This window comes from Streptomyces sp. BRA346, assembly GCF_052851135.1.
The window spans coordinates 17734-32280 of the sequence record NZ_JAIWIH010000059.1 but is presented as its reverse complement, the minus strand read 5'-3'; the positions used below and the strand labels follow the sequence as shown (position 1 = coordinate 32280).

At 74.2% G+C, this 14547-nt stretch carries 1 protein-coding gene; it reads right to left on the bottom strand.

The features are described from left to right. On the bottom strand, positions 1 to 14382 hold a 14382-nt coding region (locus LCH29_RS40820; protein WP_446466741.1), incomplete at its 3' end, for a type I polyketide synthase. Positions 14383 to 14547 lie beyond the last annotated feature (165 nt).

The following is a 14547-nucleotide window of genomic DNA, read 5'->3' as shown; positions in this document are numbered from 1 at the left end:
ACCCTCGGCCCAGCCGGTGCCATCCGCCGCCTCGGCGAAGGACTTGCACCGGCCGTCGGCGGCCAGGCCGCGCTGCCGGGAGAACTCGACGAACGTGGCGGGCGTGGCCATCACCGTGACGCCACCTGCCAGGGCCGTGTCGCACTCCCCCGCCCGCAGCGCCTGGCAGGCCAGGTGCAGCGAGACCAGGGACGACGAGCACGCGGTGTCGACCGACACCGCCGGGCCCTCCAGGCCGAGCACGTACGACAGGCGGCCCGAGGCCACGCTCGGAGTGCTGCCGGTCTGGAGGTAGCCGGCGGATTCGCCGCCGTCCTCGTGGGCGAAGCCGCCGTACCCGTTGGCCGAGATCCCCGCGAAGACACCGGTCGACGACCCGCGCAGCGACAGCGGACCGATGCCCGCCCGCTCCAGCGCCTCCCATGCGGTCTCCAGCAGCAGCCGCTGCTGCGGATCCATGGCCAGGGCCTCACGCGGCGAGATCCCGAACAGCTCCGCGTCGAAGTCGGCCACGTCCGGCACGAATCCGCCGACCCCGGCGTACTCGGTGCCCATCGCCGCGCTGGTGGCGTCGAGCAGCCCCGGTACGTCCCAGCCGCGATCGTCGGGGAACGGGGACATCCGCTCGCCGCCCGAGGTCACCAGGTCCCACAGCGCTTCCGGCGAGGCGACCCCGCCCGGGAAGCGGCAGCCCATGCCCACGATCGCGATCGGCTCGTCGGCGACCGAGGCCGTCGCCGCTGGAGTGCCGTCCCGGTCCGCCGACCCACCCAGCAACTGCCCGCGCAGGAAGGCCGTGAGGGCGGCGGGCGTGGGGTAGTCGAAGATCAGCGTGGTCGGGAGCGACAGGGCGGTCGCACCACCCAGGCGGTTGCGCAGGTCCACCGCCGTCAGCGAGTCGAAACCGAGGTCCTTGAACGGGCGCTCCGGGGCGATCGCGGTGGGTGAGGCGTGCCCCAGCACCGCCGCGGCGTGGGACCGCACCAGGTCCAGCAGGAGGCGGCCCTGTTCCTGCGCGGACAGCCCGCTCAGTCGGCGCGCCAGTTCGCCGTCGGCCGGAGCGGCGTGAGCCGGGCTGTCGGCCGCGCGCGCTGCGGCGGCCTCGGGGAGATCGCCGATCAGGGCGCTGGGCCGGGAGGAGGTGAACGAGGGCGCGAAGCGCTGCCAGTCCACATCGGCCAGCATCGCGCACACGCGGCCTTCGGCCATGGCCTGCTGCAAGGCCGCCATCGCGCGCCGCGGCGGAAGCGCCTTGAGGCCGCGCCGCCGCAGGTACTCCTCCACGCCCCCGTCCGTCACCATCCCGGACTCGCCCCAGGGGCCCCAGGCCACCGAGGTGGCGGGGAGTCCCAGGCCGCGCCGGTGCTGCGCGAGCGCGTCGAGGTAGGTGTTGCCCGCGGCGTAGGCCGACTGACCCGCGTTGCCGAGCGCTCCCGCGATGGAGGAGAACAGCACGAAGGCGTCCAGCTCCAGCTCCGCGGTCAGCTCGTGCAGATGCCGCGCCGCACCCGCCTTCGCGGCCAGCACCCCGGCCAGCCGCTCCGGCGTCAGATCCGTGGCCAGTCCGTCGTCCAGTACACCCGCGGTGTGCACCACGCCGGTCAGCGGCGCGTCTTCGGGTACGCCGTCGAGCACGGCGGCGAGGGCTTGGCGGTCGGTGATGTCGCAGTCGGTGACGGTGACCCGCGCACCGAGTGCGGTCAGCTCTTCGCACAGCTCCTTCGCGCCCGGGGCCCGAGCCCCCCGGCGGGAGACCAGCACCAGGTGCTCCGCACCGCGCGAAGCCAGCCAGCGACCGACATGCCCGCCCAGGGCGCCGGTTCCGCCGGTGATGAGCACGGTGCCGCGCGGCCGCCAGCCTTCGCCGTCCGGGGCCCCCGCCCGGTCGCGGACCACGCGGGCCGCGAACACGCCCGAGGGCCGCACCGCGAGCTGGTCCTCGCCGTCGCCGTGGGCGGCAGCGAGCACGGACACCAGGCGGGTCCACGCTTTCTCGTCGGCGTTCTCCGGCACGTCCACCAGGCCGCCCCAGCGCCGCGGCTGCTCCAACGCCACCGTACGGCCGAAGCCCCACAGCTGAGCCTGCGCCGGATTCGCCAGGTGCTCGCCCGACCCGACCGAGACCGCCGAGCGGGTCACGCACCACACCGGGAGGTCGGTGTCCCCGAGCGCGTGAATCAGCGTCAGTGTCGTCGCGGTCACGGTGGACGGTTCGTCGGCGCCCTCGGCGAGGAGGGACACGATCCCCGCCGCGGCGCCGTCGGCGGTGGTACGAAGGCGATCGGCCAGCGTGTCGGCGGTGTCCGTGGCGGCGACCGGCAGGACGCGCACCTTCGCGCCGCCCGCACGCAGTGCCCGCACGCACGGCTCGGCCCGCGCCTCGTCCGCCTCCGGCACGGCCACCAGCCACGTGCCCGACAGCCGACCCGTGTTCGGGAGGGTCACCGGCTTCCACGTGATCCGGTACCGCCAGTCCGCCAGCTCGGACCGCTCCCGCTGCCGCCGGCGCCAGTCCGACAGCATCGGCAGCACCGCGTCGAGCGGCGCGGCCGACTCGACGCCGAGCCGCCCGGCCAGCGCATCGGCATCGCCCCGCTCGACCAGGTTCCAGAACTCGGTCCCGATCCCTTCGGCGCCGCCGCCAACGGCGCGTTCCGGCTGCTCGGTCGCCTGGTCCCGCAGCCAGAACCGACGGCGTTGGAAGGCGTACGTCGGCAGGTCCACCCGCCGCGCACCGGTCCCGGCGAACACGCCGGGCCAGTCGACGTCCGCGCCCCGTACGAACATCTGGGCCACGGCCGCGAACACGGTCTCGGCTTCGGCCCGTCCCTCGCGCAGCGCCGATACGGCCACCGTGCTGCCCGCGGCGGACTGCGCGAGCGCGCTGAGCACCGGGGCGGGGCCGAGCTCCAGCAGGCGGGTCGCGGCACGTTCCGCGGTCGCCGTCACGACGGCGTCGTGGAAGCGCACCGGGCGGCGCACCTGGTGCACCCAGTACTCCGGGGTGACCCAGTCCTCCCCGCCGACCAGGTCTCCGGTGACCGTGCTGATCGCGGGAAGCGTCGGCTGCCGGTAATCGATGGTGGCCGCGATCTCGGCGAACTCCGCCAGCATCGGCTCCATGAGCGGCGAGTGGAACGCATGGCTCACCCGCAGTCGCGACACCCGGCGGTCCTGCTCCCGCGCGCTCGCCATGGCCTGCTCGACCACGGCCTCGTCCCCGGAGATCACCACGGCGTCCGGGCCGTTGACCGCCGCGATCGCCAGCCGCTCGCCGTCCAGGAGTGTGCCCAGGACCTCGACGGCCTCGGCCTCGGTGGCTTCGATGGCGGCCATCGCACCCCCCGTGGGCAGCGCCTGCATCAGCCGTGCGCGGCCCGCGACCAGCCGGGCCGCATCGGCCAGTTCGAAGACACCCGCGGTGTACGCGGCGACGAACTCACCGACCGAGTGGCCGAACACCACATCCGGGCTCATGCCCCACGAGCGCAGCAGCTCGACCAGCGCCGTCTGGACCGCGAACAGCCCGGTCTGCGCGTAGCCCGTGCCGTCCAGCAGCCCGGCCTCGTACGAACCCTCCGGCGCGAAGAGCACGTCCCGCACCGGCACCTCGAAGCCCGGCTCGCCGCGCAACGCGGCGTCCAGCTGGGCGCAGACCTCGTCGAGGGCCCTTGCGAATACCGGGAACTGGGCGTACAGCTCGCGGCCCATGCCCGCGCGCTGGCTGCCCTGGCCGGTGAACATCCAGCCCGTACGGCCTTCGCCGGCGACGCCGGACATGGCCGTGTCATCGCCGTCGGCGAGCGCGGTGACGCCGGAGCGCAGGGCGTCGAGGTCGCCGCCCAGGACCACGGCGCGGTGTTCCAGTGTGGCGCGGGTGGTGCCCAGCGAGAAGCCGATGTCGAGCGGGGAGCCGTCCCCGGCGTCGAGGAGAGCCGCGAGGCGACCGGCCTGGGCCCGCACCGCCTGCGCGGTGCGACCCGACAGCACCCAGGGCACGATCGGCAGCTCGGCCGACGGCTCCTCGACGGCGGCCGGTGCGGCCTGAGGGGCCTCTTCGAGGATGATGTGGGCGTTGGTGCCGCTGATCCCGAACGAGGAGATTCCGGCCCGGCGCGGACGGTCGCCCGACGGCCATTCCCGGGCCTCGGTCAACAGCCGTACCGCGCCCGATTCCCAGTCCACGCGGGAGGAGGGTTCGTCCGCGTACAGCGTCTTCGGCAGTCGCTGCTCCCGTAGCGCCAGGACCATCTTGATCAGTCCGGCGGCTCCGGCGGCGGCCTGGGTGTGGCCGAGGTTCGATTTCACCGAGCCCAGCCACAACGGCTCACCGCCGTCACGGCCCTGACCGTACGTGGCCAGGAGGGCCTGCGCCTCGATCGGGTCGCCGAGGCTCGTGCCGGTGCCGTGCGCCTCCACCGCGTCCACGTCGGCGGGCGACAGCCTGGCCGCGGCGAGGGCCTGGCGGATCACCCGCTGCTGCGACGGGCCGTTCGGCGCCGTCAGCCCGTTCGACGCACCGTCCTGGTTGACCGCGCTGCCGCGCACCACCGCCAGCACCGGGTGACCGAGGCGCTGGGCGTCGGAGAGACGCTCCAGCACGAGCACCCCGGCGCCCTCGGACCAGCCGGTGCCGTCCGCGCCCTCCGCGAACGCCTTGCAGCGGCCGTCCGCCGCCAGCGCGCGCTGCCGGGAGAAGTCCACGAAGAGGTCCGGTGTCGCCATGACGGTGGCGCCGGCGGCCAGGGCCATCCGGCACTCGCCCGCCCGCAGCGCCTGGGCGGCCAGGTGCAGGGCCACCAGCGCCGACGAGCAGGCGGTGTCCACCGTGACCGCGGGACCTTCCAGGCCCAGTGCGTAGGAGACTCGACCGGACAGGACACTGGCCGCGGACCCGGTGGTCACGTATCCCTCGACGTCCGCGGCCGGGCCCCGCGCGGTGTGCTGGTAATCCTGGCCGTTGGTCCCGGCGAACACCCCGGTGGCCGAGCCGCGCAGCGACAGCGGGTCGACGCCCGCCCGCTCCAGCGCCTCCCACGCGGTCTCCAGCAGCAGCCGCTGCTGCGGATCCATCGCCAGGGCCTCACGCGGCGAGATCCCGAACAGCTCCGCGTCGAACTCCGCCGCGTCGTGCAGGAATCCGCCGACACGGACGTACGACGTCCCCGAGTGGGCCGGGTCGGGGTGGAACAGCCCGTCGACGTCCCAGCCCCGGTCCACGGGGAAGGGCGAGAGCCCGTCACGGGCCGTGGACAGCAGGTCCCACAGCTCTTCGGGCGAGGCGGCGCCGCCCGGGAAGCGGCAGCCCATGCCCACGATCACGATCGGGTCGTCACCGGCACCCAGCGGTGCGAGAGCCGCGTCGGTGTGCCCGGCCTCGTCGGCCGTCACGCCGAGCACCTGCCCGCGCAGGAAGGCCGCGAGCGCGGCGGGCGTCGGGTGGTCGAAGATCAGCGTGGTGGGCAGCCGCAGGGCGGTGGCGGTGGCGAGCCGGTTGCGGAACGAGACGGCGGTCAGCGAGTCGAAACCGAGCTCCTTGAACGCCCGCGCCGGGTCGATGGTCGCCGGGGTGGCGTGCCCGAGCACGGCCGCGACCTGCGACAGCACCATGTCCAGCAGCATCCGGTCCTGCTCGGCGGCCGGGCGCCCCCGCAGCCGCAGCGCCAGCTCACCGCCCGCCGGAGCGGACGGGTCGGCGACCCGAGGACGCGCCTGGTCCGCGACCTCGGGAAGCTCGGCGATCAGCGGGGCGGGGCGGGTGAAGGCCACCGAGGCCGCGAAGCGTTCCCAGTCGACGTCGACCACGACACGGGCCGCGCGACCGTCGTCGAGCGCACTCCGCAGGGCGGCGATGGCCCGGTCCGGGTCCAGCGGGCGTACGCCCAGGCGGCGGAAGTGCTCCACCACCCGACCGTCGGCGGCCATGCCGTCGCCGCTCCACGGACCCCAGGCCACCGAAGTGGCCGGCATCCCCAGGCCACGCCGGTGGTGCGCCAGGGCGTCCACGTACGCGTTGGCGGCGCCGTAGGCCGCCTGGCCCGCGTTGCCCAGCACGCCCGTCATCGAGGAGAAGAGGACGAAGGCGTCGAGCTCACGGCCGGCCGTCAGCTCGTGCAGATGGCGCGCGGCGTCCGCCTTCGCCGCGAGGACGCCGGCAAGCCGTTCCGGCGTCAGCTCGGTGGCCGGGCCGTCGTCGAGGACCCCGGCGGTATGGACGACTCCGGTCAGCGGCGCCTCCTCCGGAATGGCGTCCAGCACCTCCCGTACGGCCGCACGGTCACCGACGTCGCAGGCCGCGAAGGCGACCTCGGCGCCCAAGTCGGCCAGCTCGCACCGCAATTCGTCCGCACCGGGTGCCTCGGCGCCCCGACGGGACACCAGCAGCAGGCGTTCGGCGCCGGAAGAGGCCAGCCAGCGGGCCACATGCCCGCCCAGTGCGCCCGTACCGCCGGTCACCAGCACCGTGCCGCGCGGCCGCCAGGAATCCGTGTCGTCGCTCGCGGCCGTGTCGCGCACCAGCCGGGCCCCGAACACGCCCGACGGCCGTACCGCGACCTGGTCCTCGCCATCCGTCGCGGCGAGCACGGGCGCCAGTCGCGCGAGGCTGCGCTCGTCGGCGTCGTCGGGCAGGTCGATCAGCCCGCCCCACCGGTCCGGCTGCTCCAGCGCCACCGTACGGCCCAGCCCCCACAGCTGGGCCCCCTCCGGATTCGCCAACCGCTCACCCGAACCGAGCGACACCGCGGAGCGGGTCACACACCACACACGCGCCCCGGTCCCGGAATCGGCCAGCGCCTGCACCAGAAGCAGCGTCGTGACCGTGCTCGTCAGCAGGGACACCACACCCGTGGGCTCGGCGTCCTCGGCGCGGAACCGGGTGGCCAGCGACTCCCGGGTGTCCGCGTCGGCCACCGGCACGACGATCACTTCCGCGCCGGACGCCCGCAACGCCTGGACCACATCGTCGTATGCGGCGCCGGTCTCCGACGGGACCGCCACCAGCCAGGTGCCCGACAGCCGGGCGGTGGCCCGGCGTGGCACGGGCTTCCACGTGATCCGGTACTGCCGGCCCGCCAGCTCGGACTGCTCCCGCTGCCGCTTGCGCCAGTCCGACAGCATCGGCAGCACCGCGTCAAGGGGCGCGGCCGGCCCGACGCCGAGCCGCCCGGCCAGCGCATCGGCGTCGCCCCGCTCGACCAGTTCCCAGAAGGCGGCCTCGCCACCGTCGGCCGTGCCGGGCGCGTCCCGCCGCGAGACGGCCAGGTCCGGCAGCCAGAACCGCTGCCGCTGGAAGGCGTACGTCGGCAGGTCCACCCGCCGCCCACCGGCCCCGGCGAAGTACGCGCCCCAGTCGACCTCGACTCCGCGGACGAACAGCTCGGCCACGGCCGTCAGCACGGTCACGGCCTCGTCGCGCCCCTCGCGCAGCGCGGACACGGCCGCTACGTCCAGGGCGGACTGAGCGAGCGTGGTCAGGACGGGGTCAGGACCGACCTCCAGCAGGCGGGTGACGCCCTGGGCGCGGGTGGCGTTCTCGATGGCGTCGTGGAAGCGGACCGGACGGCGTACCTGGCGCACCCAGTAGTCGGGGGTCGCCCAGTCCTCTTCGCCGACCAGCTCACCGGTGACCGTGCTGAGGGCCGGGAGTTTCGGCTGCCGGTAGGTGATGCTCGCCGCGATCTCGGCGAACTCCGCCAGCATCGGCTCCATCAATGGCGAGTGGAACGCGTGGCTCACCCGCAGCCGGGACGCCCTGCGGTCCTGTTCACGCGCGGTGGCCATGGCCCGTTCGACCGCGTCCTCGTCACCGGAGACCACGACCGATCTCGGGCCGTTGACGGCCGCGATCGCGATGTGCGCGCCCAGCCCGGTGAGGATCTCGGCGACCTCGTCCTCGGATCCCTCGATGGCGGCCATCGCCCCGCCGACGCGCCGCCCACCACCGCCCTCGGCGGAATCGCTTCCCGAGCCCCCGGCGTTCGAGGGGAGCGCCTGCATGAGCCGCGCACGGCCTGCCACCAGCCGGGCGGCGTCGGCCACTCCGAAGACGCCCGCGGTGTACGCGGCGACGAACTCACCGACCGAGTGCCCGAGCACCACGTCCGGCGTGGTGCCCCACGACCGCAACAGTTCCACGAGCGCGACCTGGACGGCGAACAGTGCCGTCTGGGCGTAGCCGGTGTGGTCCAGCAGTTCCGCCTCGGCGGAGCCCGCCGCCGCGAACAGCACCTCCCGTACGGGGACCGGGAACTCCGTGGCGCCGTCCAGCGCGGCCTGGAGGTGTTCGCACACCTCGTCCAGGGCCTCGGCGAAGGCCGGGTAGGCGCCGTACAGTTCGCGCCCCATGCCGATGCGCTGGCTGCCCTGCCCGGTGAACATCCAGCCCGTACGGCCCTCCGTGACCACGCCGGAGACCGTGAAGGCGCCATCGTGGGCCCGTGTCGAGACACCCGCTCGCAGGGCGTCGTAGTCGGTGCCCAGCACCACCGCGCGGTGCTCGAACGCCGCGCGCGTGGTCGCCAGCGACAGGCCGAGGTCGGCGGCGGAAGCGCCGGGCTCCCCGTCGAGGAACGCCGCGAGCCGCGCGGTCTGCGCCCGTACGGCCTGCTCGCTGCGGCCGGACAGCACCCAGGGCACCACAGGTGCCGTCCAGGGCCGCTCCTCCGCGACACCGGCGGGCTGCTCGGCCTCGGGGGCTTGTTCGATGATGGTGTGGGCGTTGGTGCCGCTGATGCCGAACGACGACACCCCCGCCCGCCGGGGGCGGTCGGCCTCCGGCCACGCCACGGGCTCGGTCAGCAGCCGTACGGTGCCGGCCGACCAGTCCACGTACGGGGTGGCCTCGTTGATGTGCAGCGTGCGCGGCAGCACGCCGTTCCGCATCGCCAGCACCATCTTGATGACGCCGGCCACGCCCGCCGCCGCCTGGGTGTGCCCGACGTTGGACTTGAGGGAGCCCAGCCACAGCGGCTGGTCCTCGTCCCGTCCGCTTCCGTACGCCGAGATGATGGCGTCGGCTTCGATCGGGTCGCCCAGGGTGGTTCCGGTGCCGTGGGCTTCGACGGCGTCGACCTCGGCCGGGTCCAGCCCGGCGTTGGCGAGGGCCTGGCGGATCACTCGCTGCTGTGAGGGGCCATTGGGGGCCGTCAGGCCGTTGGACGCGCCGTCCTGGTTGACCGCGCTGCCCCGTACGACGGCCAGCACGCGGTGGCCGCGGCGGCGGGCGTCGGAGAGGCGTTCCACGAGCAGCATGCCCGCGCCTTCGGCCCAGCCGGTGCCATCGGCGGCCGCGGCGAAAGGCTTGCAGCGGCCGTCGGCGGAGAGGCCACGCTGCTGGCTGAACTCGACGAACATGCCGGGGGTCGACATGACCGTCGCACCGCCCGCCAGCGCCATGTCGCACTCGCCCTGGCGCAGGGCCTGGCAGGCGAGGTGCAGGGCGACCAGGGACGACGAGCAGGCGGTGTCCACGGTGACCGCCGGTCCTTCGAAGCCGAAGGTGTAGGCGAGGCGGCCGGAGGCGACGCTGTTGGACGTGCCGGTCAGGGCGTGCCCTTCGGTGCCTTCCGTCGCCTCGTGCAGGCGCGGGCCGTAGTCGTTGTGCATGACCCCGGCGAAGACACCGTTCGCCCTGCCCCGCTGGGACGCGGGGTCGATCCCCGCGCTTTCGAAGGCCTCCCAGGCGGTCTCCAGCAGCAGCCGCTGCTGCGGGTCCATGGCGAGGGCTTCACGCGGGGAGATCCCGAAGAAGTCCGCGTCGAACTCGGCGGCTTGGTGGAGGAAGCCGCCGTGCCGGGTGGTGGACTTGCCCGGACGGCCCGGAGCAGCGTCGTACAGGCTGTCGGTGTCCCAGCCGCGATCGGCCGGGAACGGGGAGACCGCGTCGCCTCCGGCGGTGACGAACCGCCACAGCTCCTCCGGGGAGTCCACGTCTCCGGGAAGCCGACAGCTCATGCCGACGATGGCGATGGGTTCGTCGGCGGCGGGTGTGGCGGCGGCCGGTGCGGTGGGGGCCTGCGGCGATTCGGCGGCCAGCGACGCGAGGTGGCCGGCGAGCGCGGTGGGGGTGGGATGGTCGATGGCCACGGCGGTCTCGAGCCGTAGTCCGGTCGCGGTGGTGAGCTGGTTGCGCAGCTCGACCAAGGTGAGCGATTCGAGGCCCAGTTCCTTGAAGGTGAGGCCGGGCTGGACCGCCTCCGGTGAGGGGTAGCCGGCGACGGCGGCGACATGGGCTCGGACCAGTTCCAGCGCTGTCCGTTGCCGCTTCGCCCGGGACAGGCCGGCCGTCCGGTGCGCCCAGGGCTGTCCGTCGGATTCGGCGTGTTCGGCGGCGTCGGGGGCGTCGGGGGACTCGACGGGTACGGCGTCCGCGTGGCCGGCGGCGGCCGGTGGCCGGAGGGCCGGGCCGTCGGCCGTGGCGGTCTCGGGCAGCCAGTAGCGGCGGCGCTGGAAGGCGTAGGTCGGCAGCGGGACCCGGCGGGGGCGCCGGTCGGTGAGCGCGGTGGCGAACACGGCGGCCCAGTCGACGGTGGAGCCGTGGACGTGTGCCGTGGCGAGCGAGGTGACGAACCGGTCGAGGCCGCCCTGGCCCCGGCGGAGCGAGCCCACGTAGACGGCCTCGTGACCGGCCGCTTCCGCGGTTTCGCCCACCCCCGTTCCCAGGACGGGATGCGGGCTCATCTCGATGAAGATCCGGTGGCCCTGGCCGAGGAGTCCCTCGACGGCCTGGTCGAAGCGGACGGTGTGCCGCAGGCTGCTGTACCAGTATCCGGCGTCCAGTGCCGAGGGGTCGAGCGGTCCGCCCTCCATCGACGAGTGGAACGGGATGTCCGTCGGGGTCGGTGTGATGTCGGGCAGCGTGTCCAGGAGTCTGGTACGGATCTCCTCCATCTGGGTGGAGTGCGATGCGTAGTCGACCGGGAGCCTGCGGGTCCGGACGCGGTCGGCGTCCAGCGTCCGCACGAGGTCGTCCAGTGCTTCCGGGTCGCCGGAGACGACCACGGAGCCGGGGCCGTTGACCACGGCGACGGACAACCGTGGGCCCCACGGCTCCAGCCTGCCGGTGATCTCGTCGAGGGGAAGCCCGACGGACACCATGCCGCCCCGGCTCGTGAGGTCCGCGAGCACCTGACTGCGCAGGGCCACCACGCAGGCGGCGTCCTCCAGGGAGAGGGCACCCGCCACGCAGGCGGCGGCGATCTCGCCCTGGGAGTGGCCGACCACGGCCGCGGGCTCGACCCCGTACGAGCGCCAGAGGGCGGCCAGGGAGACCATCACCGCCCACAGCACCGGCTGGACCACGTCGACGCGGTCAAGACCGGGGGCGCCCGGCACCCCGCGCACGACGTCCTCCGGGGACCACGGCACGTGGGGGACGAGCGCGTCGGCGCACTCCCGCATGCGGGCGGCGAAGACCGGGGAGGAGTCGAGCAGTTCGACTGCCATACCGGCCCACTGCGAGCCCTGGCCCGGGAAGACGAAGACCGCCCGGTCACCGGCCGGTCCTGTGCCGCGTAGGACACCGTGGGCGGTGCCACCGTCGGCAAGGGCGTCCAGGCCCCGCAGGAAGCCGTCACGGTCGGTGGCGAGGACGGCCGCGCGGCAGGGGAAGTCGGCACGGGTGGTGGCCAGCGAGAAGCCGAGGTCGGACGGCTCCAGCTCGGCGTGGTCCCGGACGTGCGCCCGCAGCCGCCTGGCCTGGGCCCTCAGGGCGGTCTCGGTCCTGCCGGAGATCACCCAGGGGAGGGAGGGCCGCGACCCGTCGGTGGTGGCGGCGGTGCTCCCGACGGGTTCTCCCGGCTCGGGCCGCGACGGCAGGAGAGCGGCCGGGCGGTCCTGGGCGGCGGGGCCTTCGGCCAGGATCAGGTGGCAGTTGGTACCGCCCATGCCGAAGGCGCTCACGCCGGCCACGAGCGGCCGTTCGGGGTGTTCCCATGCGCCCAGTTCGCGCTGCACGCGCAGGCGCAGCGTGTCGAGGGGGATGGCGGGGTTGGGGGTTTCGTGGTTCAGGCTCGGTGGCAGCTCGCGGTGGCGGATGGCGAGCGCCGTCTTGATGAGCCCGACTATTCCGGCAGCGCCTTCGAGGTGGCCGACGTTGGTCTTGGCGGAGCCCACGGCGAGCGGGCGGTCGGCGGGACGGGCGGCTCCCAGGACCGCGCCGAGGGCGGCTGCCTCGACGGGGTCGCCGGCCTTGGTCCCGGTGCCGTGCAGTTCCACGTACTGGACCTGTGCCGGGTCCACTTCGGCCCGCTCGTAGGCCAGGCGGAGGACCTCCTGCTGGGCGCGGGGGTTCGGCGTGGTGAGACCGTCACCACCGCCGTCGTTGTTGACCTCGCTGCCGAGGATCACGCAGTGGATGGAGTCGCCGTCGGCCAGCGCCTTCTTCAGGGGCTTGAGGACCACCAGGCCGCCGCCCTCGCCCCGGACGTAGCCGTTGGCCCGGGCGTCGAAGGTGAAACACCGGCCGTCGGGCGACAGGCCGCCGAACTTCTCGACGGCGGCGGTGCCGTCGGCGAGCAGGTTCAGGTTGACACCGCCCGCGATGGCCAGGGTGGAGGTGCCTGTGCGCAGGCTCTCGCAGGCCAGGTGTACGGCGACGAGCGACGACGACTGGCCGGTGTCCACGGTAAGGCTCGGCCCGTGCAGGCCCATGAAGTAGGAGACTCGGTTGGCGATGATGCTGCGGTGGAGGCCGGTCAGGCTGTGCCGGGTGAGGGCGTCGGTCCCCTGCCGGCGGGTCAGTGTGGCGTAGTCGTCCGCGATGGCGCCCACGAAGACGGCGCAGTCGCTGCCCCTGAGCGTTCCGGGAACGATTCCCGCGTCCTCCAGGGCCTCCCAGCTGAGTTCCATGGTCAGCCGTTGCTGCGGGTCCATCGTGGTGGCTTCGCGGGGTGAGATTCCGAAGAAGCCCGGGTCGAACCGGTCGACGTGGTCGAGGAACCCGCCCCAGCGGATGCCGGACGTCCCGGGGTCCGCGGCGTGTGTTTCCCATCGGCCGGGCGGCGCCTCCTCGATGGCGCTCGCGCCGGACCGCAGGGCCTGCCAGAACGCTTCCGGGTCCGCCGCCTTCGGCAGGCGGCAGGAGAGGCCCACGACGGCGATCGCGTCGTCCGGCGGTGTGCCGGCGTCGGTGGACACGGCGGACACGGCGGCTTCTGGATCCCGGGCCGTCGGCCCCCCTGTTCGGTTCGCGCGTCCCGTGCCGGACTCGTCCGTCGACTGCCCCGGAAGGTCGGCCGGAGGTTGCTTCGGCAGATTCATCAGCAGTTCCATCGGATCGGTGCCGGTCTCCCCGAGGACGGCGGCCCAGTCGGGCGTACCGCCCGTGGCGTAGTACTCCGCCACGGCGTGCAGGAAGCGGGCCGGGCCGCTCTCGCCGCACCGCAGGGTCGCCCGGGCGACGGCGAGCCTGCCGGATCGTTCGATGGCGGTTTCGAGTTCGGAGGTCAGCAGCGGGTGCGGGCCGACTTCGAGGAAGTAGCTGTGGCCGTCTTCGAGTGCGGCGGCGGTGGCGTCCTGGAGCCGGCCGGGCTCGCCCGGATTCCGGATCCCATGGGCGGCGTCCGGTCCGTGGCCTTGCCACCGGCCGCCGGTGGCGGAGGAGTAGAACGGGACACGGGCGCCGCGCGGTGTGATGTCCGCCGGGTCGGCGAGGCCGTCGCCCGGTGTCCGCGGCCGGTCCGCTCCTGCGATCACGCGGGCGCTGTCGTCGAGCGACAGCAGGCCCGCGATGTGAGCCGCGGCGATCTCGCCGAGGCCGATTCCGGCCACCGCGCCGGGTTCCACCCCGGCGGCCCGCCACATCGCGGCCAACGACACCATGACCGAGAACAGGGCGGCGGACTCCGCGGCGTCGGGGAGCATGGGCGCGGGTACGTCGTCGCACCGCCCGGTCGGCGTGTCCGGGGTGTTCAGCGTGTCCGGCAGCGGCCGGCCCAGGTACGGGGCGAACGCGTCGGCGCACTCCCGCAGCCGGGCGGCGAAGACCGGTGAGCACTCCGCCAGTTCGCGTGCCATGCCGGGCCGTGGGGAGCCGTGCCCGGGGAAGACGAACACCGGGCCGCCCGGCTCGCCACGGTGACTGCCCTCGGTGACCTGCGCCGCCGCGGTGCCCGCGGCGAGGGCGTCGAGACCGGCGAGGAATGCGTCCGGCTCCTCGCCGACGATCACGGCCCGGTACGGCAGGGTGCCGGGGGTGGTCCGCAGCAGGCCCCGCCCGACAGCTTCGGGGTACCACCCCACACGCTCGTCCAGCCAGGTGCGGAGCACACGGGCCTGGTCCCGTACCGCGTCCGCGTCGCGCCCGCAGAGCACCCAGGGCCGGGGCAGGCCCGCTCCTGAGAACAGGGGGACAGACGAGGTGGTACGAGCGTGATCGGACACGTTTTCTCCCGCTGTGTCGGGGCGGAGCCGGGGTGAACGGTGGAGGTGGCTCCTGGCCCGTACGGTCGCCGCCCATGCGGGCGCGCGGATGCCAGGGGGTGGTCGCCGATGGCGAGAATCACCCGGTGCTGTCCGATTATCCGGACGGGCGACTCGTGGATTCCC